General features: G+C 63.7%; 23 protein-coding genes. 15 read left to right on the plus strand and 8 right to left on the minus strand.

Going from position 1 to position 22,244, the window contains the following annotated elements; translation table 11 throughout:
* Positions 1–4: 4 nt before the first annotated feature.
* Both AOT87_RS00885 and AOT87_RS00890 read left to right on the plus strand, forming a co-directional pair.
* Complete coding sequence (locus AOT87_RS00885) at positions 5–448, plus strand: SRPBCC family protein (RefSeq protein WP_057966566.1); 444 nt, start codon at positions 5–7, stop codon at positions 446–448.
* Between the two features lie 113 nt (positions 449–561).
* Positions 562–849, plus strand: a complete 288-nt coding sequence (locus AOT87_RS00890; RefSeq protein ID WP_030094381.1) for a hypothetical protein — start codon at positions 562–564, stop codon at positions 847–849.
* A gap of 17 nt (positions 850–866) precedes the next feature.
* On the opposite strand, the gene AOT87_RS00895 is transcribed toward AOT87_RS00890, so the two are convergent.
* On the minus strand, positions 867–1,778 hold the full coding sequence (locus AOT87_RS00895) for an LLM class flavin-dependent oxidoreductase (protein WP_057968307.1): 912 nt from the start codon (positions 1,776–1,778) through the stop codon (positions 867–869).
* Between the two features lie 91 nt (positions 1,779–1,869).
* Between AOT87_RS00895 and AOT87_RS00900 the strand changes: the two genes are divergently transcribed.
* Positions 1,870–2,421 carry a TetR/AcrR family transcriptional regulator gene (locus AOT87_RS00900; protein ID WP_057968306.1) on the plus strand — a complete coding sequence of 184 codons (552 nt, stop codon included), beginning with the start codon at positions 1,870–1,872 and terminating at the stop codon, positions 2,419–2,421.
* Here AOT87_RS00900 and AOT87_RS00905 read toward each other — a convergent pair.
* Positions 2,384–4,384: an MDR family MFS transporter gene (locus AOT87_RS00905; protein ID WP_057968305.1), complete on the minus strand. Its 2,001-nt coding sequence runs from the start codon at positions 4,382–4,384 to the stop codon at positions 2,384–2,386. The genes AOT87_RS00900 and AOT87_RS00905 overlap by 38 nt on opposite strands.
* Positions 4,385–4,890: 506 nt before the next feature.
* On the opposite strand from AOT87_RS00905, the gene adh reads away from it, so the two are divergent.
* The 3 genes from adh (at position 4,891) to AOT87_RS00920 (ending at position 8,751) form a co-directional block, all read left to right on the plus strand.
* The gene (gene adh / locus AOT87_RS00910) at positions 4,891–6,408 is read left to right on the plus strand and encodes an aldehyde dehydrogenase (RefSeq protein ID WP_057968842.1); all 1,518 of its coding nucleotides are present in this window, start codon (positions 4,891–4,893) and stop codon (positions 6,406–6,408) included.
* Positions 6,389–6,847, plus strand: coding sequence for a DUF779 domain-containing protein (locus AOT87_RS00915; RefSeq protein ID WP_081343141.1), 459 nt, complete (start codon positions 6,389–6,391; stop codon positions 6,845–6,847). Before adh ends, AOT87_RS00915 begins: the two co-directional genes overlap by 20 nt.
* A 101-nt stretch (positions 6,848–6,948) precedes the next feature.
* Positions 6,949–8,751: a hypothetical protein gene (locus AOT87_RS00920; protein WP_057968841.1), complete on the plus strand. Its 1,803-nt coding sequence runs from the start codon at positions 6,949–6,951 to the stop codon at positions 8,749–8,751.
* On the opposite strand, the gene yaaA is transcribed toward AOT87_RS00920, so the two are convergent.
* Positions 8,741–9,487: a peroxide stress protein YaaA gene (gene yaaA / locus AOT87_RS00925; RefSeq protein ID WP_057968840.1), complete on the minus strand. Its 747-nt coding sequence runs from the start codon at positions 9,485–9,487 to the stop codon at positions 8,741–8,743. The two genes, AOT87_RS00920 and yaaA, sit on opposite strands and share 11 nt — an antisense overlap.
* Before the next feature lie 119 nt (positions 9,488–9,606).
* Between yaaA and AOT87_RS00930 the strand changes: the two genes are divergently transcribed.
* Complete coding sequence (locus AOT87_RS00930) at positions 9,607–10,389, plus strand: VOC family protein (RefSeq protein WP_057968839.1); 783 nt, start codon at positions 9,607–9,609, stop codon at positions 10,387–10,389.
* Between the two features lie 25 nt (positions 10,390–10,414).
* On the opposite strand, the gene dinB is transcribed toward AOT87_RS00930, so the two are convergent.
* Positions 10,415–11,620, minus strand: coding sequence for a DNA polymerase IV (dinB, locus tag AOT87_RS00935; protein WP_057968838.1), 1,206 nt, complete (start codon positions 11,618–11,620; stop codon positions 10,415–10,417).
* Positions 11,621–11,847: 227 nt separating this feature from the next.
* On the opposite strand from dinB, the gene AOT87_RS00940 reads away from it, so the two are divergent.
* From AOT87_RS00940 to AOT87_RS00950, 3 genes are all read left to right on the plus strand, one after another.
* Complete coding sequence (locus tag AOT87_RS00940) at positions 11,848–13,413, plus strand: hypothetical protein (RefSeq protein WP_082635652.1); 1,566 nt, start codon at positions 11,848–11,850, stop codon at positions 13,411–13,413.
* 89 nt (positions 13,414–13,502) lie between these two features.
* A complete protein-coding gene (locus AOT87_RS00945) occupies positions 13,503–13,931 on the plus strand; it encodes a MarR family transcriptional regulator (RefSeq protein WP_030094393.1) in 429 nt (142 codons plus the stop codon).
* Entirely contained in the window at positions 13,928–14,359 is a 432-nt protein-coding gene (locus AOT87_RS00950) for a hypothetical protein (RefSeq protein WP_057968836.1), read from the plus strand. The genes AOT87_RS00945 and AOT87_RS00950 overlap by 4 nt, the downstream gene beginning before the upstream one ends.
* Here AOT87_RS00950 and AOT87_RS00955 read toward each other — a convergent pair.
* The 4 genes from AOT87_RS00955 to AOT87_RS00970 are packed head-to-tail and all read right to left on the minus strand — an operon-like array spanning position 14,321 to position 17,155.
* On the minus strand, positions 14,321–14,986 hold the full coding sequence (locus AOT87_RS00955; protein ID WP_046252654.1) for an enoyl-CoA hydratase/isomerase family protein: 666 nt from the start codon (positions 14,984–14,986) through the stop codon (positions 14,321–14,323). The two genes, AOT87_RS00950 and AOT87_RS00955, sit on opposite strands and share 39 nt — an antisense overlap.
* Positions 14,987–14,992: 6 nt before the next feature.
* Positions 14,993–15,436 carry a thioesterase family protein gene (locus AOT87_RS00960; protein ID WP_057968835.1) on the minus strand — a complete coding sequence of 148 codons (444 nt, stop codon included), beginning with the start codon at positions 15,434–15,436 and terminating at the stop codon, positions 14,993–14,995.
* Positions 15,433–16,530 carry an alcohol dehydrogenase catalytic domain-containing protein gene (locus AOT87_RS00965; protein ID WP_057966554.1) on the minus strand — a complete coding sequence of 366 codons (1,098 nt, stop codon included), beginning with the start codon at positions 16,528–16,530 and terminating at the stop codon, positions 15,433–15,435. Before AOT87_RS00965 ends, AOT87_RS00960 begins: the two co-directional genes overlap by 4 nt.
* A complete protein-coding gene (locus AOT87_RS00970; RefSeq protein WP_030094398.1) occupies positions 16,517–17,155 on the minus strand; it encodes a TetR/AcrR family transcriptional regulator in 639 nt (212 codons plus the stop codon). Before AOT87_RS00970 ends, AOT87_RS00965 begins: the two co-directional genes overlap by 14 nt.
* 74 nt (positions 17,156–17,229) lie before the next feature.
* Here AOT87_RS00970 and AOT87_RS00975 point away from each other — a divergent pair, with 74 nt between their 5' ends.
* The 5 genes from AOT87_RS00975 to AOT87_RS00995 all read left to right on the plus strand — a co-directional run bounded on the left by AOT87_RS00975 (position 17,230) and on the right by AOT87_RS00995 (position 22,243).
* Positions 17,230–18,711 carry an NAD(P)/FAD-dependent oxidoreductase gene (locus AOT87_RS00975; RefSeq protein ID WP_052525112.1) on the plus strand — a complete coding sequence of 494 codons (1,482 nt, stop codon included), beginning with the start codon at positions 17,230–17,232 and terminating at the stop codon, positions 18,709–18,711.
* Positions 18,712–18,763: 52 nt separating this feature from the next.
* A complete protein-coding gene (locus AOT87_RS00980; RefSeq protein ID WP_057968834.1) occupies positions 18,764–19,519 on the plus strand; it encodes an SRPBCC domain-containing protein in 756 nt (251 codons plus the stop codon).
* A 51-nt stretch (positions 19,520–19,570) separates the two neighbouring features.
* Positions 19,571–20,791, plus strand: a complete 1,221-nt coding sequence (locus AOT87_RS00985) for a cytochrome P450 (protein ID WP_052525107.1) — start codon at positions 19,571–19,573, stop codon at positions 20,789–20,791.
* A 157-nt stretch (positions 20,792–20,948) separates the two neighbouring features.
* Positions 20,949–21,515, plus strand: coding sequence for a helix-turn-helix domain-containing protein (locus tag AOT87_RS00990; RefSeq protein WP_052525119.1), 567 nt, complete (start codon positions 20,949–20,951; stop codon positions 21,513–21,515).
* Positions 21,516–21,592: 77 nt separating this feature from the next.
* Positions 21,593–22,243, plus strand: coding sequence for a DUF3159 domain-containing protein (locus AOT87_RS00995; protein ID WP_131727288.1), 651 nt, complete (start codon positions 21,593–21,595; stop codon positions 22,241–22,243).
* The last annotated feature ends 1 nt before the right edge of the window (position 22,244 follow it).

Below are 22,244 nucleotides of genomic sequence, written 5' to 3' on the forward strand. Positions count from 1 at the left end.
CGACGTGGCAGCCAAACTGAATTCCTCCATCGATGTGCCCCTCCCTCCGCAGGAGGCCTGGGAGCACGCCTCGGATCTGCGGCGTTTCGATGAATGGCTGAGTGTTCACACCGCCTGGCGCAGCGCGTTGCCCGAGACACTGGAAACGGGCACGGTGATCGATTCCATCGTGTGTGTGAAAGGCATGTACAACCGGGTCAGGTGGACTCTTAAGAAGTACGACCCTCCGACGGGACTGTCCCTGGAGGGACAGGGCAGAGGTGGCGTGAAGGTCAAGCTCCGGGTGACGATCACCCCGAAGGGGCCGGGTTCGGTAGTCGACTTCACCCTGCATTTGGGCGGCCCTGCGATGTTCGGCCCGATCGGCGCGGTGGTGGCGGCAGCGCTGCGCAGTGACATCGACGCCTCGCTGTCGAAGTTTGTTCAAGTTTTTGCGCCCGCCTCATAGTCGCCGTTTTTTGCGTTCTACCTGCGAAAACATAAGCGACCGTTTGTGATTGGCTCCGTATCGAGTTGGTGTCGGTTGTTGGCATGCTTCCGAACAAGGAGCAATATGGATATATGTCAATCACACGGAAGTTCATCGGAACGGTGTTCGCCGCAGGTGCTGGCGCGGTACTGATCGCTGCTGCGCCCGCCGCCGTGATGACCACCGGGGTGCCGACAACCACGTCTAACCAGGTGGTTCTTGCCGATCCCGGCGGCTCAGGCAGCGGTGACGCAGGGGGCGGCGGTGGCTGCTACAACGGCGTATGCGGCGGGTGGAATCCAGGACAGGGTGGCTGGGGCCACGGCTGCTACAACGGCGTTTGTGGTGGCTGGGACGGCCAGCGCGGCTGGGGCAACTAAGCCCTCTCGGCCGGACGTCAGTCCGCGAGCGGCCTAAGGGCCTGCGCCAGGGCGTCGTAGGCGTCCCGGCGAGCTGATCCGGTGCCCAACAGGTGATCCGGCAGGATCACCTCGTCAACACCCTCCTGGGCCCACGGTGCCATCTGCTCCGCGATGCGGTCTGCGGTGCCGTACAGCACCGGAATCGGTGATGTCGCAGCGGTTTCCGCGGCGTGTGCCTCGGACTGCGGGCTGTCGGTGACGATGATGCGGGCCTGGGTGGAACGCCAAATCGTCGCAGGATCGCGGCCGATCTTCTCGGCTGCGGCGTCCAGACGGCCCGAGACGTCACGGAACGCTCCGGGCGTGGACCACTGATTCCACTCCTGGGCGTAACGGGCGGTCAGGCCGAGCATGCGCGGCTGTGTGGCGCCGATGAGGATGGGCAGCGGGCGCTGCAACGGCTTGGGTTCGCAGATGGCCTCCGCCAGCTGGTAGTACTCGCCGTTCACCGTAGTGGCTTGCTCATTGAGCAAGCCGGTAATCACTTGCAGCCCTTCGGAAAACCGGTCGACGCGCGGTCCGGGCTTGCCGAGTTCGAGCCCGTAGCGCTGGTGTTCGTTCTCTTGCCAGCCGGCGCCCAGTCCGAGCGTGAAGCGCCCCTGGCTCACGTGATCGACGGTGGCCGCCCAGTTGGCAAGCACCGCCGGATGCCGGAAGGTCATCGACAGCACCAGGGGAGCGAGCCGGATCCGTGAGGTGGCCGCGGCGAGCGCGGCAAAGATCGCGGTGGCTTCGTGGAAGTCGGTGCGCTGTTCGGCGGTGTCCGAGTGCGCCATGAAGTGGTCTGCGGCGTAGAAGGCACGCCACGATCCGCCGTCGGCGTACTGGGCGATATCCAGCAGATCTGTCCAGGATTGGTTGGTTTGTCCCCATATCGAGAAGCGCATGTTTTCCAGCCTAGAGCCGGTGCGTATATCGCCGTTATTGCGTACTACCCTCGAAACGGTGGAGGAGCAACCAAGGGGTCGGCGGGCAGAGGTGATCGCGGCCGCCATTGAGGTGGCGGGCACCATGGGTGTCGGGGGTCTTACGTATCGCTCGGTGGATGCGGCGGCGAACGTCCCGAGCGGTACTACGTCGAATCATTTCCGTACACGCGATGCGCTGCTGCTGGGTGTCATTGTGGAGATCGAGAAGCTTCGCCGGGCCTTCTGGCGGGCGCTTGTCACCGAGATCAATCCGTCGACAGTGGCTGATCTGGTCGGTATCGGCACCGCGTACGCCAACGGGGCTGTCGGAATGATGAGTACCCGGGTGCGCGCGTACATGGCGCTTCTCATGGAGGGGTGGAGCCATCCCGAGCTGCGAGAGCCGCTGCAGCGGGGGCGGGATGCACAGATTCCCCGCACACTACAGCTCATGCGCAAAGTCGACCCGATAACCCCTGAGCTGCATGCGGAAATCTTTCAGGACTATCTGACGGGCATCATCTACCAGCAGCTGGCCAACCCGTCACCGAACTTCAATCCGCGTCCCGGGATTGAAGCGTTGCTCACCGGCCTGGTGACGCCCCAGGTAACGCAGGAATAGGGTTCTCGCGCCAATCGGTGTCGGTGACGATTCGCCGCGAAATGCGTTCAAGTGCTGCCTGAATCTGCTCACGGTCCGCCCGATCTTCGAAATCGGGTGTGCGGGAGAGTCGTTCGACCAAGTACTGGTTTATTGCCTCGCTGATCTTATCGACTTCCTGGCGTCCGGGATCGGTGAGCCAGACGTGGTCGTTGGTGCGCAGCGCGTACCCGTTTTCGACGAGTTCGTTGAAGGCGGGGTCGATGACCTCCGGCGGTATCCGGTACCACTGCGCGATTCGGGACACCTCGGCAGACCCGGTGGCGCGCAGGAATCGGTTGGCCTGCACCAGGGCCCACAGTGGCGCGATGGGCATCGACACACCCGCGTGTTCGCGTAGCTTGTGCAGGCCGATATGTGGGAATCCGCGCATGGCATTGCTGATCGCGATCTCCAGCAGTTTGTCTGGTGAGAACGAGTTGGGCATGCCGAAGCCCTCGCCCATATCGGCGGCAAGGGCCGAGTCGGTCCCGCGCAGCGGGACCTCTTTGAGGAACAGTGCGACGACGAAGCCGATGACGGCAACAGGTGTGGCGCAGAGGAACACAAGGTCCAGTGAGTCGGCGTAGGCGTTGATGACCGGTATCGCGGCATCGTGCGGCAGTGCGTGCAGTGCCTGCGGTGACGCGGTGGCCTCAGGTGGCACGTTCACCGAGCTGATCTCGCGTGCAAGGAAATTGGAGAACAGTGACCCGAATATCGCGGCGCCGAATGAGCTGCCGATGGTGCGGAAGAACGTCACACCGGAGGTCGCGACGCCCAGATCGTCGAAACGGGCCGTGTTCTGCACGATAAGGGTGAGTACCTGCATCGAGGCGCCGATGCCTACCCCCAGAATGAGCAGATACAGCGACTGCAACAGGAAGGGCGTCGAATTGTCCATCCTGGACAGCAGCACCAGTGCGACAGCCATGGTGGCGGTGCCGAGGACGGGATAAATCTTGTACTTGCCGGTGCGGCCCACCAGGATGCCGGTTCCGGTGGAGGTGATGAGCATGCCCGCCACCATGGGCAGGGTGCGCATACCCGACACGGTGGCCGAGACACCGTTGACGAACTGCATGAACGTCGGGAGATATGTCATCACCCCCAGCATGGCGAAGCCAACGACAAAGCTCAGCACGCAGCAGATCGTGAAGACCGGGTCGCGGAACAGCCGCGGCGGCAGGATCGGTTCGGACACATGGGATTCCACCCAGACAAACACGCCTATCGCGGCGACCGCGCTGACGAACAGTCCGATGATCACCGGTGAGGACCAGGGGTAGGTGGTGCCACCCCAGCTGGTCGCCAGCGTCAGTGCCGAGGCACCCAATCCGATGAGCACGATGCCCCAGTAGTCGATGACGGGGCGCGTCGCCTTGGCCAGAGCCGGGATGGCGGCAGCCGCGACCACGATCACCACCACCGAGATGGGCAGGTTGATGTAGAAGGCCCAGCGCCAGCCCAGATGATCGGTGAACAGTCCGCCCAACAGCGGGCCGATCACGGTCGTCACCCCGAAGACCGCCCCGAGCATGCCCTGATAGCGGCCGCGCTCGCGCATGGGAATGATCTCGCCGATGAGGGCGGTCGCCGTCACCATGAGTCCACCCGAGCCGAGGCCCTGGATCGCACGCGCACCGACCAACATGGCCATCGATCCGGCCATGCCGCAGAGCAGTGATCCGGCCGCGAAGATGACGATGCAGGCGATGAAGACTGCGCGCCGTCCGAAGAGATCACCGAACTTGCCCATGACGGCTGTGGCCACGGTGGAGGCCAGCAGATAGCTGGTGACCACCCACGACTGGTGTCCGGCATCTCCGAGATCGGCGACGACGGTGGGCAGGGCCGTAGCGACAATGGTGCCGTCCAGCGCGGCCAGGAGCATCCCGAGCAGGACCGCGACGAAGATGAGGTTGCGGCGCTGCACGCTGATCATGGAGCTCGCGGCTTCCTGATCGACTGTTTCGGGCTCAGGTGACTGCGTAGACATCGTTACCCACTCTAAGGTATTCGATTTGCCATGCGCCTATTCTTGCCCTCATGGCCGATGGGCCCAGTACAAGACGTAGTTCGATAGTTGCTGCGTTGCCAAGGGTGTTTCCGCACCTTCATATCGAGCCGGTCGGATCGGATGCGCCAGGCCTTCCGCAGGCGTGGCGAGGTATCGCGTCGTTGTCCGGACGCGAGGCGGTGAGAGAAGCACTGGTGTTGTGGCGTGAGGCGGCGACGCCGATTCTGGGCGGGTGTGGGAGCTGTGGCACCGTGATGGGCTTGAACGCGGGAGCGGCGACCTTTTCACGCGTCTGGATGACTTGTTGGTCGGGTCCTTCCACGCGCCTCCCGGTGGGTGGGAACGCATGTGAGCAGCGGCCGTACCCCCACTCCCGACCTGGGTGTAACGTACGTCACAGGGCTCGCATCGATGACCGACAGGAGCAGGCAATGAAGCATGCAGCACCCGGAACCGAAGGCAGCGCAGTCACTTTCGCGCCTCGGTACGAGAACTTCATCGGTGGTGAGTGGGTTGCCCCGTCGGATGGCCAGTACTTCGATGATTCCTCGCCGATCGACGGCAAGGTGTTCACTCAGGTCGCCCGCAGTACCGCGCCGGACATCGACAAGGCACTGGACGCCGCCCACGCCGCGGCCGAGGCATGGGGCAATACGTCAGCGGCCGAGCGGTCCAACACGCTGCTCAGGATCGCCGACCGCATGGAACAGAACATCGAGCGACTCGCCGTCGCGGAAACCTGGGATAACGGCAAGCCGATCCGCGAGAGCCTCAATGCCGACATACCGCTGGCGATCGATCACTTTCGCTACTTCGCCGGAGTGCTGCGCGCTCAGGAGGGATCGATCTCAGAGATCGACCACGACACCGTGGCCTACCACTTCCATGAGCCGCTGGGGGTCGTCGGCCAGATCATCCCGTGGAACTTCCCGCTGTTGATGGCTGTCTGGAAACTGGCGCCGGCGCTGGCGGCGGGAAACTGTGTGGTCCTCAAGCCCGCCGAGCAGACGCCCGCCTCGATCCTGGTACTCATGGAGCTGATCGCCGATCTACTCCCGCCGGGAATCGTCAATGTGGTCAACGGGTTTGGTGTCGAGGCGGGTAAGCCGCTGGCCTCCAGCCCGCGCATCGCCAAGATCGCCTTCACGGGTGAGACCACCACCGGGCGCCTCATCATGCAGTACGCGACCGAGAACATCATTCCCGTCACATTGGAGCTTGGCGGCAAGAGCCCCAACATCTTCATGCCCGACGTGATGGCCGCCGATGACGCGTTCCTGGACAAGGCGCTCGAAGGCTTCACGATGTTCGCACTCAATCAGGGCGAGGTATGCACGTGTCCCTCACGGGCGCTGGTGCATTCGTCGATCTATGACGAGTTCATGGCGCGTGCGATCACGCGTGTCGAAGCCATCGTGAGTGGGGATCCGCTCGATGAGGACACCATGATCGGTGCGCAAGCCAGTAACGATCAGTACGAAAAGATCTTGTCCTACATCGACATTGGGCGAAAAGAAGGCGCACAGGTGCTCACCGGTGGGGACGCTCGAAAGGTTGCCGACTACCCGGATGGCGCCTACATTCAGCCGACCGTGTTCGCTGGCACCAACAACATGCGCATCTTCCAGGAAGAAATCTTCGGCCCGGTGCTCTCGGTGGCGAAGTTCGACTCACTGGACGAGGCGCTGAAGATTGCCAACGACACGTTGTACGGCCTCGGTGCGGGGGTCTGGTCGCGCGATATGACCAACGCTTACCGGCTGGGCCGCGGCATCAAGGCGGGCCGGGTATGGACAAACTGCTACCACCAGTATCCGGCGCACGCCGCGTTCGGTGGTTACAAGAAATCCGGTATCGGCCGCGAGAACCACAAGATGATGCTCGACCACTACCAGCAGACCAAGAACCTCTTGGTGAGCTACTCGCCCGATGCCGCGGGCTTCTTCTGATGGTCCCCCGCAAGCGGGAGGTACCCCCAGCTTATGCGAAGGAATTCCGGCCCTGATCAATCGAGTAGAGCTCACTGCGGCGGCGGCCGAGCTGTTGGCTTCGCTGGTGGCTCGACATGGGCCTGTGATGTTCCACCAGTCCGGCGGCTGCTGTGACGGCAGCGCGCCGATGTGTTACTTGCGCGGAGAATTTCGTGTGGGCGCCTCGGATGTGTTGCTCGGTGAGGTTAGCGGGGGTACACCGTTCTGGATGAGCGCCGACCAGTTCGAGTACTGGTCACATACACATTTGACGGTGGACGTGGTGCCTGGGCGAGGGTCTGGATTTTCGCTGGAGGCGCCGGAGGGGGTGCGTTTCCTTATCCGGTCGAGGTTGTTCACCGATGACGAGGTGCTCGCGTTGGCGAATCAGCCGGTCAGGACCGGCGCCGACGGTTAAGGCGCTGCCGATTCCTTCGTGTTGTCGGTTGCCCGCAGAGGTAGTAGTTTGCCCTTGTCGGAGGCTGTCTGGTCGGGTCGGTCGTAGGGGAGTGTCATCCAGTGTATGTAGTTATTCGAACTGCTGCGGTTGCTGCGGTGTGCAGTCTGTGTGTCGGGACAGGTCTGGATGCGCGCACCGTGCGGCCGGTCCCTTCCCTAACGGCCACGGCCGCAACACGTTCCGTGACGAATCGGGCAGTTTCTCTCACGTCGTTCTCTGATTTGCTGGCGGTGGCTGCCCCGCAGAATGATGCTGGGGCGCAATCGAATCCAGTGGCCACCGGGGTGCCGAGTAGCGGCGAACTCATCGGGACAGTCGCCAAACTCCTCACGGCATCACAAGCCGCGTCGACCGGTTCGGCTCCGGCGATCACCGCGGCCGCCGTTGATCCTGTCGATCCGCCGGTGGAGCAGCCGGTAGATCCGCCCGTCGAGCAGCCCACAGATCCGCCCGCGGCCGACGAGCCGGCGCCACCCACCAACTTCCCGGGGACCCATTGGCCTGCGTTTGGCACCCCGTCCTACTTTGCGCAGTTGGCCTTTGCGGTGTTCCACGTTGTGGCCTTGCCAGTCACGGTGCCTGTGCAGTTCTTCCTGGGCAGCGCCGAGGGTGTGCCAACGGTGATCGCCGCGGCGCTCAATGACTTATCGGGCTTGCTGGGCCAGATACCAGGGTTCTCATCGCAGCAACCGGCGGCGGCGCAAGCGCAGCAGAAGGTCGCTGAGGCCTCCTCGGTGTTGCCGAAGACGGCGGCAGCGGAGGCCGAAGCGCCGGCCGCTGAGGAGCCGGCTCCGGCTCCGGCGCCAGAACCCGAACCCCTGCCGACTAACTTCCCGGGCCCGCGCCCGGCGTTCGGAACGCCGTCCTACTTCGCGCAGTTGGCGTTCGCGGTGCTGCATGTGCTGGCGCTGCCTATCACGGTGCCGGTACAGGCGATCATCGGCAGTACCGAGGGCGTGCCGACGGTAATTGCCGCCGCGCTCAACGACTTGTCCAGCCTGCTGGGACAGGTGCCGAAGATATCGCTGCCTGGGACCAACCCAGGGACCACGCCGGAGACCTCCTCGAAGCAGGTCGATCAGGCTGTCGCCAAGCCGGAAACCGCGTCCGAGAAGTCTGAGACCGCCAAGCGCGACGTTGATGCGAAGACTGCCGGTACCGAGCACACGGAGCACGGAGCGAAGCCTGGCGATACGCCCGCAGAGGCGCCCAAAAACGAGCATGAGGCCAAGCCCGCTGACGCCCCTGCCGATGCGACGAAGGCAGATCCGGCTAAGGCTGTTGAGCCCAAGGTTGACCCGTCTAAGGCTGTAGATCCGACGAAGGTCGTTGACCCGACTAAGGCCGTCGAGCCGGCGAAGGCTGTCGATCCCACGAAAGCCGTTGACCCGACGAAGGTCGTTGACCCGACGAAGGCTGTCGAGCCGACGAAGGCTGTTGAGCCCAAGGTTGATCCGGCGGCGGCAGCGTCTACGAAGCCCGAGCCTGCCAAGCCGGAGACCAAGCCCGAATCGGTCAAGCCGGAGACTAAGCCGGAACCCGCCAGCAGCCCGGTGAAGGTCGTCCGCGACAGCCTGAAGTCGACACCCGGTGGAACCACCACCACCGGCGGCACCAAGACGACTGAGGGATCCAAGGGGGCAGAAACGGACAGCAAGACGCCCGCTGCGTCTACGGCGACCAAGGTTCGCGAAGGATCGACCCCCTCCGTGGGTAGTACGTCCGATAAGCCTGCGGATAAGCCCTCGACGGAGAAGCCGTCGACCGGCAAGAGCTCACCGTCGTCGGAAGGGAGTTCGCATTCCTCCGAAGGAAAGACGCATTCCTCCGAGGGCAAGTCACACTCGGGGTCTACTGACTGACGATGATCGTGAGCGTGTTGCCGTCGCGTTCGATATGAAGTCCGGCGCGACGGGCAACCGCAGCCACTGAGGTGGCGTCATTGGGCTCGGCTCTGCTGCCGGCGAGGATACGTGCCAGTTTTCCCTTGTGCGCCTTGTTGAAATGGGTGATCACCGTACGTCGCCCATCGGGATGCTCTGTGAGGCAATCAACGGTTATCGCCTGCGGTAGCCGCCCTAATCCCGCGTACGAGCCTGAGCGTAGGTCCACCACCAGTTCGTCGGCGGCCAGCTCCGCCAACACCGGCTCCAGTACCGGCTTCCAGCGGGCGGATAACGACGGCTTTCCGGGCAGCTTGGATGAGGCCGACAGCCGATAGGCAGGCACGGGATCGTCGGCGCGTAGCAGCCCGAACAGCGCCGAGCCGACGGCGAGGCGTTCGCGTGCACGTGTCGCGGAGGCGCCGCGCAGAGACGTAACGTCCAGGGCGTCGTACAGCACGCCGGTGTACCGCTGCAGGGCAGGCATGGTGGGGGAGGTCCGCAGCTCGGCGTTGCGCTGGATTTCAGCGTCCTGAGAGGCCGAGATGCCCAGCGCCTTCCTGCATGCCGGAGGGTCGGCGGCAAGGGCGACGAGTTCGTCGACGAGTGCCGCGCGCACCGGATTCAGCGATGGTGTGGCCAGCTTGTCCAGGCGCAGAGGAACATGATCTCCACCTTCGCGTTTGGTTTCTGAGGGTGGTAGCAACACGATCACGCCACAGACCGTAGCGAACTGGCCGCCGCTGAAGGCGCAGCGGGTCAACAGCTGCGATGAGTTTTGGCGGTCCGGATGGTCGATATGGGTGAGTGCCCCATCCAGTACAAGGAGACCCCATGCCCACTCGTGAAGAAACTCCACTCGGTGCCCCCGCGTGGATCGACCTTGCCTCGTCGGATGTCGAGAAGTCGAAGGCCTTTTACAGCGCGTTGTTCGGCTGGACCCTGCAGGACGCGGGTCCCGAGTACGGCGGGTACATCAATGCGCACATGGACGGTAAGGCGGTCGCGGGAATGATCGCGAACAATCCGGAGTGGAATGCGCCCGACGGATGGACAACCTATTTCGCCACCGACGACATCGACGCCACGCTCCAGAGGGTGGCTGACAACGGTGGCGGAAACTGCATGCAGGCGATGGAAGTTCCACAGCTCGGATATATGGGCCTTTTTGGCGACCCCTCCGGAGCTGTGGTGGGACTGTGGCAGCCGCTGGCCCACAAGGGTTTTCAGCTGGTAGCCGAGGCGGGTGCCCCGGTGTGGCATGAGCTGAACACCCGCGAATACGACAAGGCGGTCGACTTTTACACCAAGGTGCTGGGTTGGGATACCAAGGTGGAGGGCGATTCCGAGGAGTTCCGGTATGCGTGTGCTCAGCACGGCGGAGAACCGATCGCCGGTGTCAATGACGCGACAGTGGGTCAGTGGGCGCTTCCGGAGGGTGTGCCGGCGCATTGGGCAGTGTATTTCGGTACATCGGACACCGACGCCAGTGCCGCAAGGGCTACCGAGCTCGGGGGTGTGGTGCTCACCCCTGTGCAGGACACCCCATATGGCCGGATGGCGCTGGTTCGGGACACCACGGGCGCTACCTTCTGGTTGTGTTCCGTCGATTCCTGATCGCGGATAGGGCATCCCGGCCTCGTTAGATATCTTCGAAGGTCGGGATGCCCCACTCCTCATGCCCGCCGCCGTGCAACAAGGTGGCACGGGTGACCGAGCGGGTACCGAACCTCTCGCGTAGCTCGTCCAACGTGCTGTCCAGCGCTAGTGTGTTTGTCTGCGAACTGTCGAATGGCAACTCCAATTGCGTTGCGCCGCAGGAGTCGAAGTTGGAGACAGCGAAACCGATCAGTGTGATGCCCCGTTCCGCGACCAGCACAGCGGCCTCGGCGACAAGCTGGCGTGCTACGGCCAGTAGGTGTTCCGTGGAAGTCGTGGGCCGTGACACGGTGTGTGAGCGCGTCGCGCGCGTGTAGTCGTCGAACCGTAGCCGGAGCACCACCGTTCGGCAGCTGCGCCCGGTGCCACGCATCCGGCGCGCGATCCGTTCGATGAGTTGTGTAGCGATCGCGTCGATCTCGTCGCCGGTGCGCCGCCGTCTGCCGAGCGCACACTGTGCGCCGATTGAGCGCCGCCGTCGACCGCCCTGTACCCGTCGCGGATCGACATTATGTGCCAGGCAATGCAATTGGTGCCCCATGGCGCGGCCAACCATCGACGCCAGGGTGGACTCGCCAAGATCGGCGATGTCGGCAACGGTGTGGATTCCGTACACCCGCAGCTTCCCGGCGGTGATGGTGCCGACGCCCCACAGCGCCCGCACCGGCAAGGGGCGCAGGAATGTCATTTCTTCGTGAGGTTCGACCACCAACAGTCCGTCGGGCTTACCCTGGCGGCTGGCGACCTTGGCCAGGAACTTGGTGCGGGCGATGCCGACGGTGATCGGTAGACCGGCTCGACGGCGCACCTCCGCGCGTAACGTCTCCGCGATATCACGCGGAGTGCCCGAAATGCGCAGTAGGCCAGCGACATCGAGAAATGCCTCGTCGATGGACAGCGGTTCGACCAGCGGGGTGGTGTCTCGGAAGACCTCGAAGACCTTCTTGCTCGCGGCACTGTACGCATCGAAACGCGGCGGTACCACCACGGCCTTCGGGCATAGCTGTCGTGCCTGTCGGCCCCCCATCGCGGTGCGCACGCCGCAGCGCTTGGCTTCGTAGCTGGCGGCCAACACGACACCGCCTCCAACGATCACCGGGCGGCCGCGCAACGCCGGATCATCACGTTGCTCGACAGAGGCGTAGAACGAGTCCAGATCCGCGTGCAGGATGCTGGCTGACCCGGTCATGAACAGATGCTCGCACCAGGGTCCGACACCTAGATCCGGTTGATTTGCCCAACAGCCAGTTGATTCGGAGAATCGCGGGTCAATCCTTGATGGCGTCTGGGAGATATTTGACTTACGGCTAGGAAAACTATCGAGTCCGTGGTCGGCGGCATGGTGCAGTGTGCCCTACGTTTATCCCGAGTTCTCCAGGTTACTTCCAGCCTATTCACATTCTTTGCCCAGAAGGGGTGGTTCACGTGCGCGTTCGCCTTCGTGCCACGGCTGCCGCGGCGGTTTGCAGTGTCTGCATCTCCGCGTCGGCTTCCGTGCCTACGATTCAATCTCTCAGCGCCAGTCCAGAACAGCACCGGACCGTCTCGACGCAGTCCTATGTGCTGACGTCGAACGAAGGCTCGCTGGCGCCGTCGAGCATCGGCTCGCTGGCGACATTGCCCGGCGTGTCAGGTTCGGCCGCGACACCATTGGCCGCGGCTGCTACTCCGGCTCCGAGTTTGTTCCAGGCGATTCAGCCGGTGTTCACGGTGTTGGGTGGGGCGTTGACGCTGCCGTTCAATATCCCGTTCTGGTTTGTGACGGGGCAGCTGAACGCGGCGGCGAATCAGAAGCTGATCAATGATTTCGTGACCGCTATCGGTCAGTTGCCGGGTGTGCCTGCTGCGGTGTTGTCGTATCTGGCGGGTATTCCGTCGCAGACGCTGCCGACCATCCCGTCGATTCCGGGTTTGAGTGCGACGGCTGCTCCGACGGTGAAGACTGCTGCATTGGCTGCGCCGGCTGCTACTCCGGCTCCGAGTTTGTTCCAGGCGATTCAGCCGGTGTTCACGGTGTTGGGTGGGGCGTTGACGCTGCCGTTCAATATCCCGTTCTGGTTTGTGACGGGGCAGCTGAACGCGGCGGCGAATCAGAAGCTGATCAATGATTTCGTGACGGCTATCGGTCAGTTGCCGGGTGTGCCTGCTGCGGTGTTGTCGTATCTGCAGGGGATCACGACTCAAACGGCTCCGACCATCCCGACCATCCCGGGTCTCACCTCCCTGGTCACGCCCTCATCGAAGCTGGTCACGAACTCTGCGGTGGCGCAGTCCGATACCGCGAAGGTTGACGTCGCCAAGTCGGAAGTCACCAAGACCGGAACCGTGGAGGAAGCGGCGAAGCCCGCTACCGCGGCCACCCCGGCGGAGTCGGTGACGACTCCGGCCGAGCCGGCCAAGCCTGCGGAATCCGTCACCCCGGCGGAGTCGGTCAAGGTGACGACGCCCGCCGAGCCGGGCAAGCCCGCGACCCCGGCTACACCCGCGGATTCGGTGAAGGTGACGACCCCGGCTGAGCCGGCCAAGCCCGCGGAAGCCGCCACCCCCGCCGAACCGGTCAAGGTGGCCACCCCGGCTGAGCCCGCCAAGCCGGCTCCCGCTGAGCCTGCCAAGCCCGCTGCCCCCGTCGACGCCGCCAAACCGGTGGAGTCGAAGGTCAACGTGCCGAAGGTCAAGCTGCCCACCCCGGTCACCAAGGTCGGCGAGGTCAGCGGTGGAGTCGGGACGAAGGCCGATGAGTCGGCCAAGGCCGACAAGAGCGAGAAGGCCGATTCCAAGGACACCAAGTCCGACAAGGGGTCCGCGCCGAAGAAGTCTGAAAATGACTCTTCAGCTGCGAAGAAGCCCGAGAGCGCGGCCTCGTCTGCCGGGAAGTCGGAGTCCGCTTCGAGTTCCTCGTCGAGCTCGTCATCGAGTGACTCGCACTCGAGCGCGTCGAATGGTTCCTCGTCCGGTTCCTCGCACAAGGCGTCGTCGGACTAGTCCGCAATCGCAAGCTCAAAGGTCCCCGCGCCCGACATGGCGCGGGGACCTGCTTGTAAGCGGAACTGACATAAGTCAACATCATTGACATGGAAATCGATGGAACCGCGACCCTGGGGTACTTGCTGACCCGTACCGCGACATCGCTGCGCGGCAAGGTGGCGGCCCGTTTGGAGCCGATGGGCCTCAGCCTGCCGGAGTACATCTGCATGCAGATCCTGCGCACCTACCCCGGCATGTCCAACTCTGAGCTGGCGCGGCAGGCGATGGTCACCCGGCAGGCCATGAATGCGGTGCTGCACCGGTTGGAGCAGGAAGGCTTGATCAGCCGTCCGGAGAACGCGGACCACGGCAGGTCGTTGCCGGCTCGCCTCACCCGGCGTGGCAGCACTCAGCTGGACAAGGCGGTTGAGGCCGTGACCGCGGGCGAGAACGAGGTCATGGAGAAGTTGACCGCTGACGAGCGCCGCGCGTTGAAGGCGATGCTGGCCAAGTGCGTTCCGAGCCAACTGCCATGAGACGCGCCGGGTGGCTGATCGCCTTCACCGGCCTGGTGATCGGTTTCAGCGTCTGGCTTCCGTGGTTGCGAACATCGGCCAGCGGTGGGGGCAGGGCCAATGCCATCGGCGGCGCCACCGGATCGGTGGTGCTGCCACCGGGATTCGGTGCGGGACAGATGATCTTGCTGGTTTCGGCGCTACTTGTGGTGGCGGGATGCATGGTGGGGCAGCACATTCTTCACCGCATCGCCCCGATCGCCGCAGGTGTACTTGCGCTCGGGCTGCTGGGGCTCGAATTGCTGTATTACCGCATCAACGTCAAGGTGCCGATTGTGACCGGCTACGGATTCTGGATCGCGATCGCGGCATCGGCCATCGCGGTCGCATTGGCGATTGTTGCCCTGTTGTCACGACCCCAGGCCGGCGAGCAGCAGTGGCACGATTGACCCGTACATCCCGTATTTGACGGTGCCCAGCGTATCCCGGTTCTTGCCTACCAGGGGTGCCACGAAACTCGTTGCGGTGGAAAGCACCTGGTCCTCGGCAACGGCCGCGTCGACGATCTGGTAGTTCAGCGATTCGGATCCGCCGAGCCGACGGCCGCTGGGCATGGTGGCCGATGCCGCCTGCGGCGTCATCTTGCCCTGACACAGCGCGGACATACCGGGAGTGAACGGCATGCCGAGGTCAACCTCGGGCAGGCAGAAGAAGCCGCGATCGGTGCGCATCACCCGGTAGTCACATGCCAGCGCGACCATGGCTCCGGCGCCGAAGGCGTGACCATTGACGGCGGCGACGGTGGGGGTGGGGAACACGAGGAAACGCGCCAGAATCTTCTGGACCTCGGTGATGTACCAGCTGAGTTTGTCGGGGTTGGCGCCCAGGAAGTCGACGTCGAGCCCATTGGAGAAGAACTTGCCGCTGCCGGTCACCACCAGTGCCGAGGGGGTTTCGTCGGCAAGCACCTCGTCGAGCAGTGCGTTGATCTGCTCGATATTCGCTGTCGTGAAACGGTTCTCGTCGGTGCCGAGCTCTAGGGTGTAGATGCCTTCGGTGCGCTGCAGGGCTGGCATGTGTATTTACCTCAACTGTTCGAGAGCTGTCGCGACTTGCTCGGGAATGGGGACAGGTGTGCGGGCCTCGGAGTCCACGTAGACATGGACGAATCGGCCCAGGGCGCGGGGAGCGTCTTCGACAACACCGTCGATGACCTTGAACACCGCGAGCTTATAGATCACGCTGGTGCGACCGCGGTGCTCCAGTGCCAAGCCGATGGACAGCTCGTCTGGGAAGGACACCTCGGCCAGGTACTTGCACGAGGTTTCGGCCACGACGCCGATGGCGGGCAGGTCGCGAATATCGCACCCAGCGGCTTCCATCAGCCAGCCGTTGACGGCGGTATCGAACCAGGCGTAGTACACGACATTGTTGACGTGCCCGTAGACATCGTTATCGGCCCAACGGGTTTGGTGCCGACGGTGCACCGGGAAGTCGGTTTTGGTGGGCAGGTCCGGCTTGGTCATGGGCGCAGCACCTGACGCACCGCGAGTCCGTCGGCCAGTGCGTCCAGCGCGATGTTGATGTCATCGAGGGGCAGCTCGCCCGACTTCAGCTTTTCCACCGGCAACCGTCCGACGCGCCACAGTGCCAGCATCGCCGGGATGTCCTGTTGCGGTTGTGCCGATCCCATGTAGGAGCCCAGGATGCTGCGGCCCTCGGCGACGATGCTCAACGCGGGCAGGCTGATTCGTGCATCCGGATGTGGCAGACCCACCGATACGGTGCCCCCGCCACGGCCGGTGAGTGCGTATGCCTGCTCCAGCACGGCGGCCGATCCGACCACCTCGAACACCCAGTCGTGTCCGCCGGGCGCTTCGTCGGGTGCACACGCGCTGGTGGCTCCGAGCTCAAGGGCCAGCTCGCGTTTGGCCGGTACCGGGTCGATGGCCAGCACCTCGCCGGCGCCGGCGGCTGCCGCGGACATCACCACGGCCTGCCCCACACCACCCAATCCGAGGACCGCGACCGAATCGCCGGGGCGCACGGACGCAGTGTGGGTGACCGCTCCGAAGCCGGTCAGCATGGCGCACCCGAACAGCGCTGCCGTGTCCAGTGGTACGTCTTTGTCGACGACGACCACCGAATTACGGTCCACCACGGCATGATCGGCGAAGCCTGAGACGCCCAGGTGATGTCGGACCTCGGAGCCGTCGAGGCCGTGCAGTCTGGTACCCCCGCGGATGAGGTCACCGCGGCCGTTGGCCGCCGCGGCGTCCGGGCACAGCGCGGGGCGGCCCGACGAGCAGTACCTGCAGGCGCCACAGCTCGGTACGTACACCAGCACCACATGGTCGCCGGGGGAGACGTCGCGAACACCGGGGCCGACTTCGGCGATGACACCGGCGGCCTCGTGTCCGAGTGCCATGGGCACCGGACGTATCCGGTTGCCGTCGACGACTGACAGATCCGAGTGACACAGCCCCGCGGCTTCGATCCGGACCAGCACCTCACCGGGACCCGGTGGGTCGAGCTCGAGTTCAACGACTTTCAGTGGGTGTGTGTCGCGGTATGGCCTTTCGATCGGTGCCGCGTGCAGCACCGCACTACGAATTCGCACAGACCCCTCCATAAATCGCATTGAGCCAGACGTGGAGCAGCGTATCGACCACCTTGCCGTCGTCGACCGCGGGCTGCTGCCCGGTGAAGGTGGCTCGCATCATCGCCTGGTTGATGAGGTTGAGAGCAATGGCGATGTCGCGGGCCGGGATGGTGTTCGGCGCGGCGCCGCGAGTGCGTTCGGCCTCAATGCCCAGCGTCGTGTTGGAGACCCAGTTCTCCGTCACTTCGGACCAGCGTTGATCCAGCTCGGGGCTTGTTCCTTGCATACTGGACAACGCGACGGTGAGGGCCCGGTGAGAACCGAAGGCGTCGAAGTAGGCCTTGATCACGGCGCGCCAATACTCGGCGGGGCTTGTCATGGCTGCGGGGTTGATCCCGGCGACGTTCGCGTCGGCCTCTTCGATGATTCGCTCGGCCAGCGTGAGGAGCACGGCCTCCTTGGAGGAGAAGTAGAAGTAGAACGTGGGCCGCGAGATGCCGGCTCCACGCGCTAGATCATCGACGGAGATGTCCGTCAGTGGGCGTTGACCGAGCAATTCCTCGGTGTTGGTCAGGATGGCCTGTATCCGCTCGTCCCCGGAGGGGCGCGTGGTTTTGCGGCCTCGCGTTGCCGGTTTTGTCACTTCTACCTGCGCATTCTATAAAGTTATCGACACACTGTTGACTTTCTCGACACTGCGTCGATAGCCTAGCTCTCATGACCGAACATGTCGAGATTGTCATCGTGGGCGCCGGAATCTCGGGGATCGGCATGGCCTGCCATGTCGCCCGTGACCTGCCGGGCAAGGACTTCGTGGTGCTCGAGGCGCGCGAGCGCATCGGTGGTACCTGGGACCTGTTCCGCTACCCGGGCATCCGCTCCGACTCCGACATGTTCACCCTGGGCTTCAACTTCCGCCCGTGGACGAGCACCAAGGGCATCGCTGACGGAACCTCCATCCGTGAGTACGTCACCGACACCGCCCGCGAGTTCGGCGTGGACAAGAAGATCCGCTTCGGTCACAAGGTCGTCGGCGCCGAGTGGTCCTCCGAGCAGGGACTCTGGACGGTGCGGGCCGAGCACGCCGGTGAGATCGTCGAGTTCACCACGCGGTTCTTCCTGGCGTGCACCGGCTACTACAACTACGACAAGGGCTTCACGCCGGAGTTCGAGGGTGTCGAAGATTTCACCGGCCAGGTGATCCATCCGCAGCACTGGCCGGAGGACCTGGACTACGCCGGCAAGAAGGTCGTTGTCATCGGCAGTGGTGCGACAGCCATGACATTGGTTCCCGCGATGGCTGGAACCGCGGGGCACGTCACCATGCTGCAGCGTTCGCCTACCTACGTGGTGTCGCTGCCGTCGACGGACGCGCTCGCGGTGGCGCTGCAGGGCAAGCTTCCGGCCTCGATCGCGTACCCGATCGTGAAGTGGAAGAACCAGATGGTCAGCTTCATCAGCTACCAGACGAGCCGCCGCGACCCGGAGCGCATGAAGGGCATCCTGCGTGCACTCCTGAAGCGACAGCTGCCCGACTTCGATCTGGACAAGCACTTCACCCCGAAGTACAACCCGTGGGATCAGCGGTTGTGTGTGGTGCCGGACTCGGATCTGTTCCGCGCGCTGCGCAAGGGCACTGCCTCCATAGCCACCGACCGCATCGCGCGGTTCACTCCCAAGGGCATCCTGCTGGAGTCGGGCGAAGAGCTCGAGGCCGATATCATCGTGACCGCAACGGGTTTGAATGTTCAGCTGGCCGGCGGGCTCAAGCCTGTGGTGGACGGTGTGCCGGTGAACCCCGCGGACTCGGTGAGCTACAAGGGTTTGATGCTGACCGGGCTGCCGAACTTCCTCTTCACCTTCGGTTACACCAACGCATCGTGGACTCTCCGTGCCGATCTGGTATCGCAGTACGCCTGCCGCTTGCTCAAGTACATGGACAAAGAGGGCCAGACGGTGGTGTGGCCCGTCGAGCCCCCGACCACTGAGCGGCTGCCGTTCCTGGAGGACTTGGTCTCCGGGTATGTGACCCGCGCGGAGAGCGCGGTCCCGCACCAGGTGCCGCTGGCACCGTGGCGCTCGTACCAGAACTACTTCCGTGAGCTGCCCGTCCTCAAGTACGGCAAGGTCGCCGACAAGGGTGTGCGATTCAGCAAGGTAAAGGTCTCGCGTGAGGCCCCCGTTGCAATAGGCAGGTAAATACCTGCATAATGGCCGGGTGCAGCCAGCACCCGGCCATTCTCATTGGGACATGGTCTTCAAGGCGCTCGCCGACCGGACTCGGCGGGAGCTGCTGGACCGGCTGCACGAACGTAACGGCCAGACCCTCAGTCAGCTGTGCGACGGCGTTCGGATGACGCGGCAATCGGCTACTCAGCATCTGGGTGTACTGGAATCTGCCAACCTGATTACTACCGTGCGACGGGGCCGGGAGAAGCTGCACTATCTCAATCCCGTTCCACTGCATGAGATTCAGGAACGGTGGATTGACAAGTTCGAACGCCCGCGGCTGCGGGCGTTGAGCGCTTTTAAGCAGCGAGCCGAGGAGCCGGAGATGTCGCAACCAACTTTCGTCTACACCACCTACATCAACAGCACGCCCGAGAAGGTGTGGCAGGCCATTACCGACCCCGAACTCAGCGGCCGGTATTGGGGGCACTCGAATGTGTCTGACTGGCAGCAGGGTTCACGTTGGGAGCATCAGCGGGTGGACGGGTCCGGCGTCGCCGACGTCGTCGGCACGGTCGTGGAGGCTGATCCGCCCCGAAAGCTGGTCACTACGTGGGCGGACCCGGCCGGCGGCGCCGACGCTCCCGTATCCACCGTCACCTTCCTGATTCAGCCGTATCAGGGCATCGTGCGGCTGACCGTTCAGCACGCCGACCTTGCGGACCCGTCGGAGTATGCCCAGGCCAGCGGTGGGTGGGCTGCGGTGCTGTCAAACCTCAAGTCGTTCTTGGAGACTGGGGCCCCGCTGCCTACGGAGCCGTGGACCCAGCCCAGCTAGGCGGCACGCTTTTCACAGGCCCATCTCAGCAGGGATGTGCATTATGTAGACATGCGTGTACAAACTGACGTAGATCCGCTGCTCCGCCGTCTCCTGGATGAGGGCGATAGGGCGAATCCCTATCCGCTCTATGGAGAAATCCGGGAGTTGGCCAGGACCGGCGCTGTGCGTCCGCAGGGCCTGCCGGTCAGCGTGCTGGCGACTTTCGATGATTGCAATGCCATGCTTCGGCATCCGCTGGCCTCCTCGGACGCTCGTCACGCCCATATACGCCAGCGGGCGGGTAGTCCGGCGCCCGCACGCGAGCCGTCACTTCTGGGTCTAGACGGGGCGGCCCACGCCAGGCTGCGCGGCCTCGTCCAGAAAGCGTTCAACGCCAAGGTTGTCAATGCGATGACCGAGAGTGTTCAGCTGCTCATCGACGAATTACTCGACAGCGCAGCAGAAATGGGCACATTCGATCTTATTGCCGACTACGCGTACCCGCTGCCGGTGACCGTGATCTCACGGATCCTGGGGGTGCCGCCCGGCGATGAGTCGATGGTGGTTGACACGACCAAGCTGCTCAACGGCTCACCCGGACTCGTGTTCGCGCTCACCGGTGAGGCCCCGGATAACACTGCTCAAGTACAGGCGGATGCGGACATGCGTGCCTATTTCTCGGAGCTGGTTGCCTCGCGGCGACGTCACCCCGGTTCGGACTTGCTGTCGGCGCTCATCGATGCCGAAGCCGGTGGCGATCGCCTCACCGACGAGGAGATCGTCACCATGTGTGTGATCTTGTACCTGGCCGGCCACATCACCACGGTCAACCTGATCGGGAACGCGGCGCTGGCCATGTTGCGTCAGCCGCGGCACTGGCGGGAACTGGGAGCCGACGCGGAGTATGCCTCGGCGGTGGTCGAAGAGACACTGCGTTTCGACCCTCCCGTACAGATGGTCATGCGTACCGCGGCACAGGACATGACCGCCGGTGCGGCGACCTTGCCAGAGGGGGAATTGGTCTTGATACTTCTTGCTGCGGCACAACGTGATCCGGCTGTCTACGAGGACCCTGACACTTTCCGCCCACGGCGTTCCGACGCCAAACACCTGGCGTTCGGCCTTGGTCCGCACTTCTGCCTGGGTGCCCCGTTGGCGCGGCTGGAAGCAAGGCTCGCGCTATCTGCTCTGACTGCCCGGTTTCCCCACGCCCACATGGTCGCTGAGCCCACCTACACATCCAATGCGGCGCTGCGGGGAATCAGTACGTTTCCGTTGAGCGTTCGTTGATCCGCCACGGCTAACGCGGACGAACCACGGGGGCTAAGCATCCTGAGCCCGATTCGGGCCCTCTAGACTGTTGTGTTGTGTTATCTGCCACCCCACAGCGTTTGTTTCAGCTGACCGATCCGGCGACAGCTGCCATATGCCGATGGGCGCGGTTGCCATGAGCAAACGCGAACCGGATCACGATAGGCCGCTCGGCCGTGCCGAGATCGTGCAGGCCATCCTTGCTTCAGCTGCAGAACTCTTCGCCGCGAAGGGGCCTAGTTCGACCTCATTGCGTGATGTGGCGACGCATGCGGCCGTCAATCACAGTCTGATACACCGATATTTCGGTACTAAACAGCAGTTACTAGCCGCCACACTGCAGCATCTCGCCGATAGGGGCGTCGAGCTGGCTACATCTGGCGAGTTGGACGCGGAGCGCCAGGAACTCGGCGACCTGCACATGCGCGTTCTCGTGCGGTCTGCCCTTGATGGCTATCCGATCGCCGAGCTGCAGGAACGCAGACCAGGAATGGAGTGGGTCCTGGATCAGGCGCGCCCCAACTTTCCCACCGAGCGTGGGGCGCAGCTTGCCGCGGCGCATGCGACGGCGCTGCAATACGGCTGGCGCCTGCTCGGTCCAGTTTTGCGTGCGGGGTTTGGGCTGGCAGATATGGATGATGAAGCGTTGCGCGCCGAGGTGATCGCCGAGATAGGTCGTACGCTCTCGCTACCGCGAGACTGATTAGAGCCCAGCATATTTCGGCCGAGAGGCCAAGCATCTTGACCATTTTGTGCACAGTTGTGTACATTCAGGTCGAGATGTTAGGCGAACCCGAAAAAAGCGAGACGGCCAGCAGTGACGCCGCATTGTGGCGTGTGCTGGTTCGTCGGCTGGGTGGCGCGGCAGCGATCTTGCACGCGGCGTTTCCCACGGCGGTGTTCGCGGTCCTTGCGCCGGGAGCTGGATTATTGGTGGCAAGCGTTGCGGCCCTGGGAACTTCCCTGGCGATCGTGTGCTTTCAGATCGCAATGGGCAGGACGGCCCGTGGTGCACTGATCGGGGCCGCTTCCGTGGGTGTTGCACTACTCGTTGCGTGGGGAATGGGCGATGCGCGAGGCTATTTCGTCATAGGAATCTGGAGAAGTCTGCTCGCGGCGATTGCGGGAACGGTGTCAATCCTGATGCGATGGCCGTTGGCGGGCTGTGCGTGGGGTTGGCTGCTTGACCACGGGACGCGTTGGCGCAGTGTTCCGCCGGCATTCCTGGCGTACGTACTGATGACATTTTCGGGAGTGCTTGCCAATGTCGCGCGATTCGTTGTGCAGCAAGACCTCTACGACACGGAAAGCCTGTTGGCGCTGGCTGCGGCGCGAGTCCTTATGGGCTGGCCGTTAGGTGTCCTGCTCATCGTGATCGCTTACCCGTTGTTACGCCGGGCGCACCACGCGATGCGTGTTGCGGGTGACTGAG

This window comes from Mycobacteroides sp. H003, from assembly GCF_001440135.1.
GTDB lineage: Bacteria > Actinomycetota > Actinomycetes > Mycobacteriales > Mycobacteriaceae > Mycobacterium > Mycobacterium gwanakae.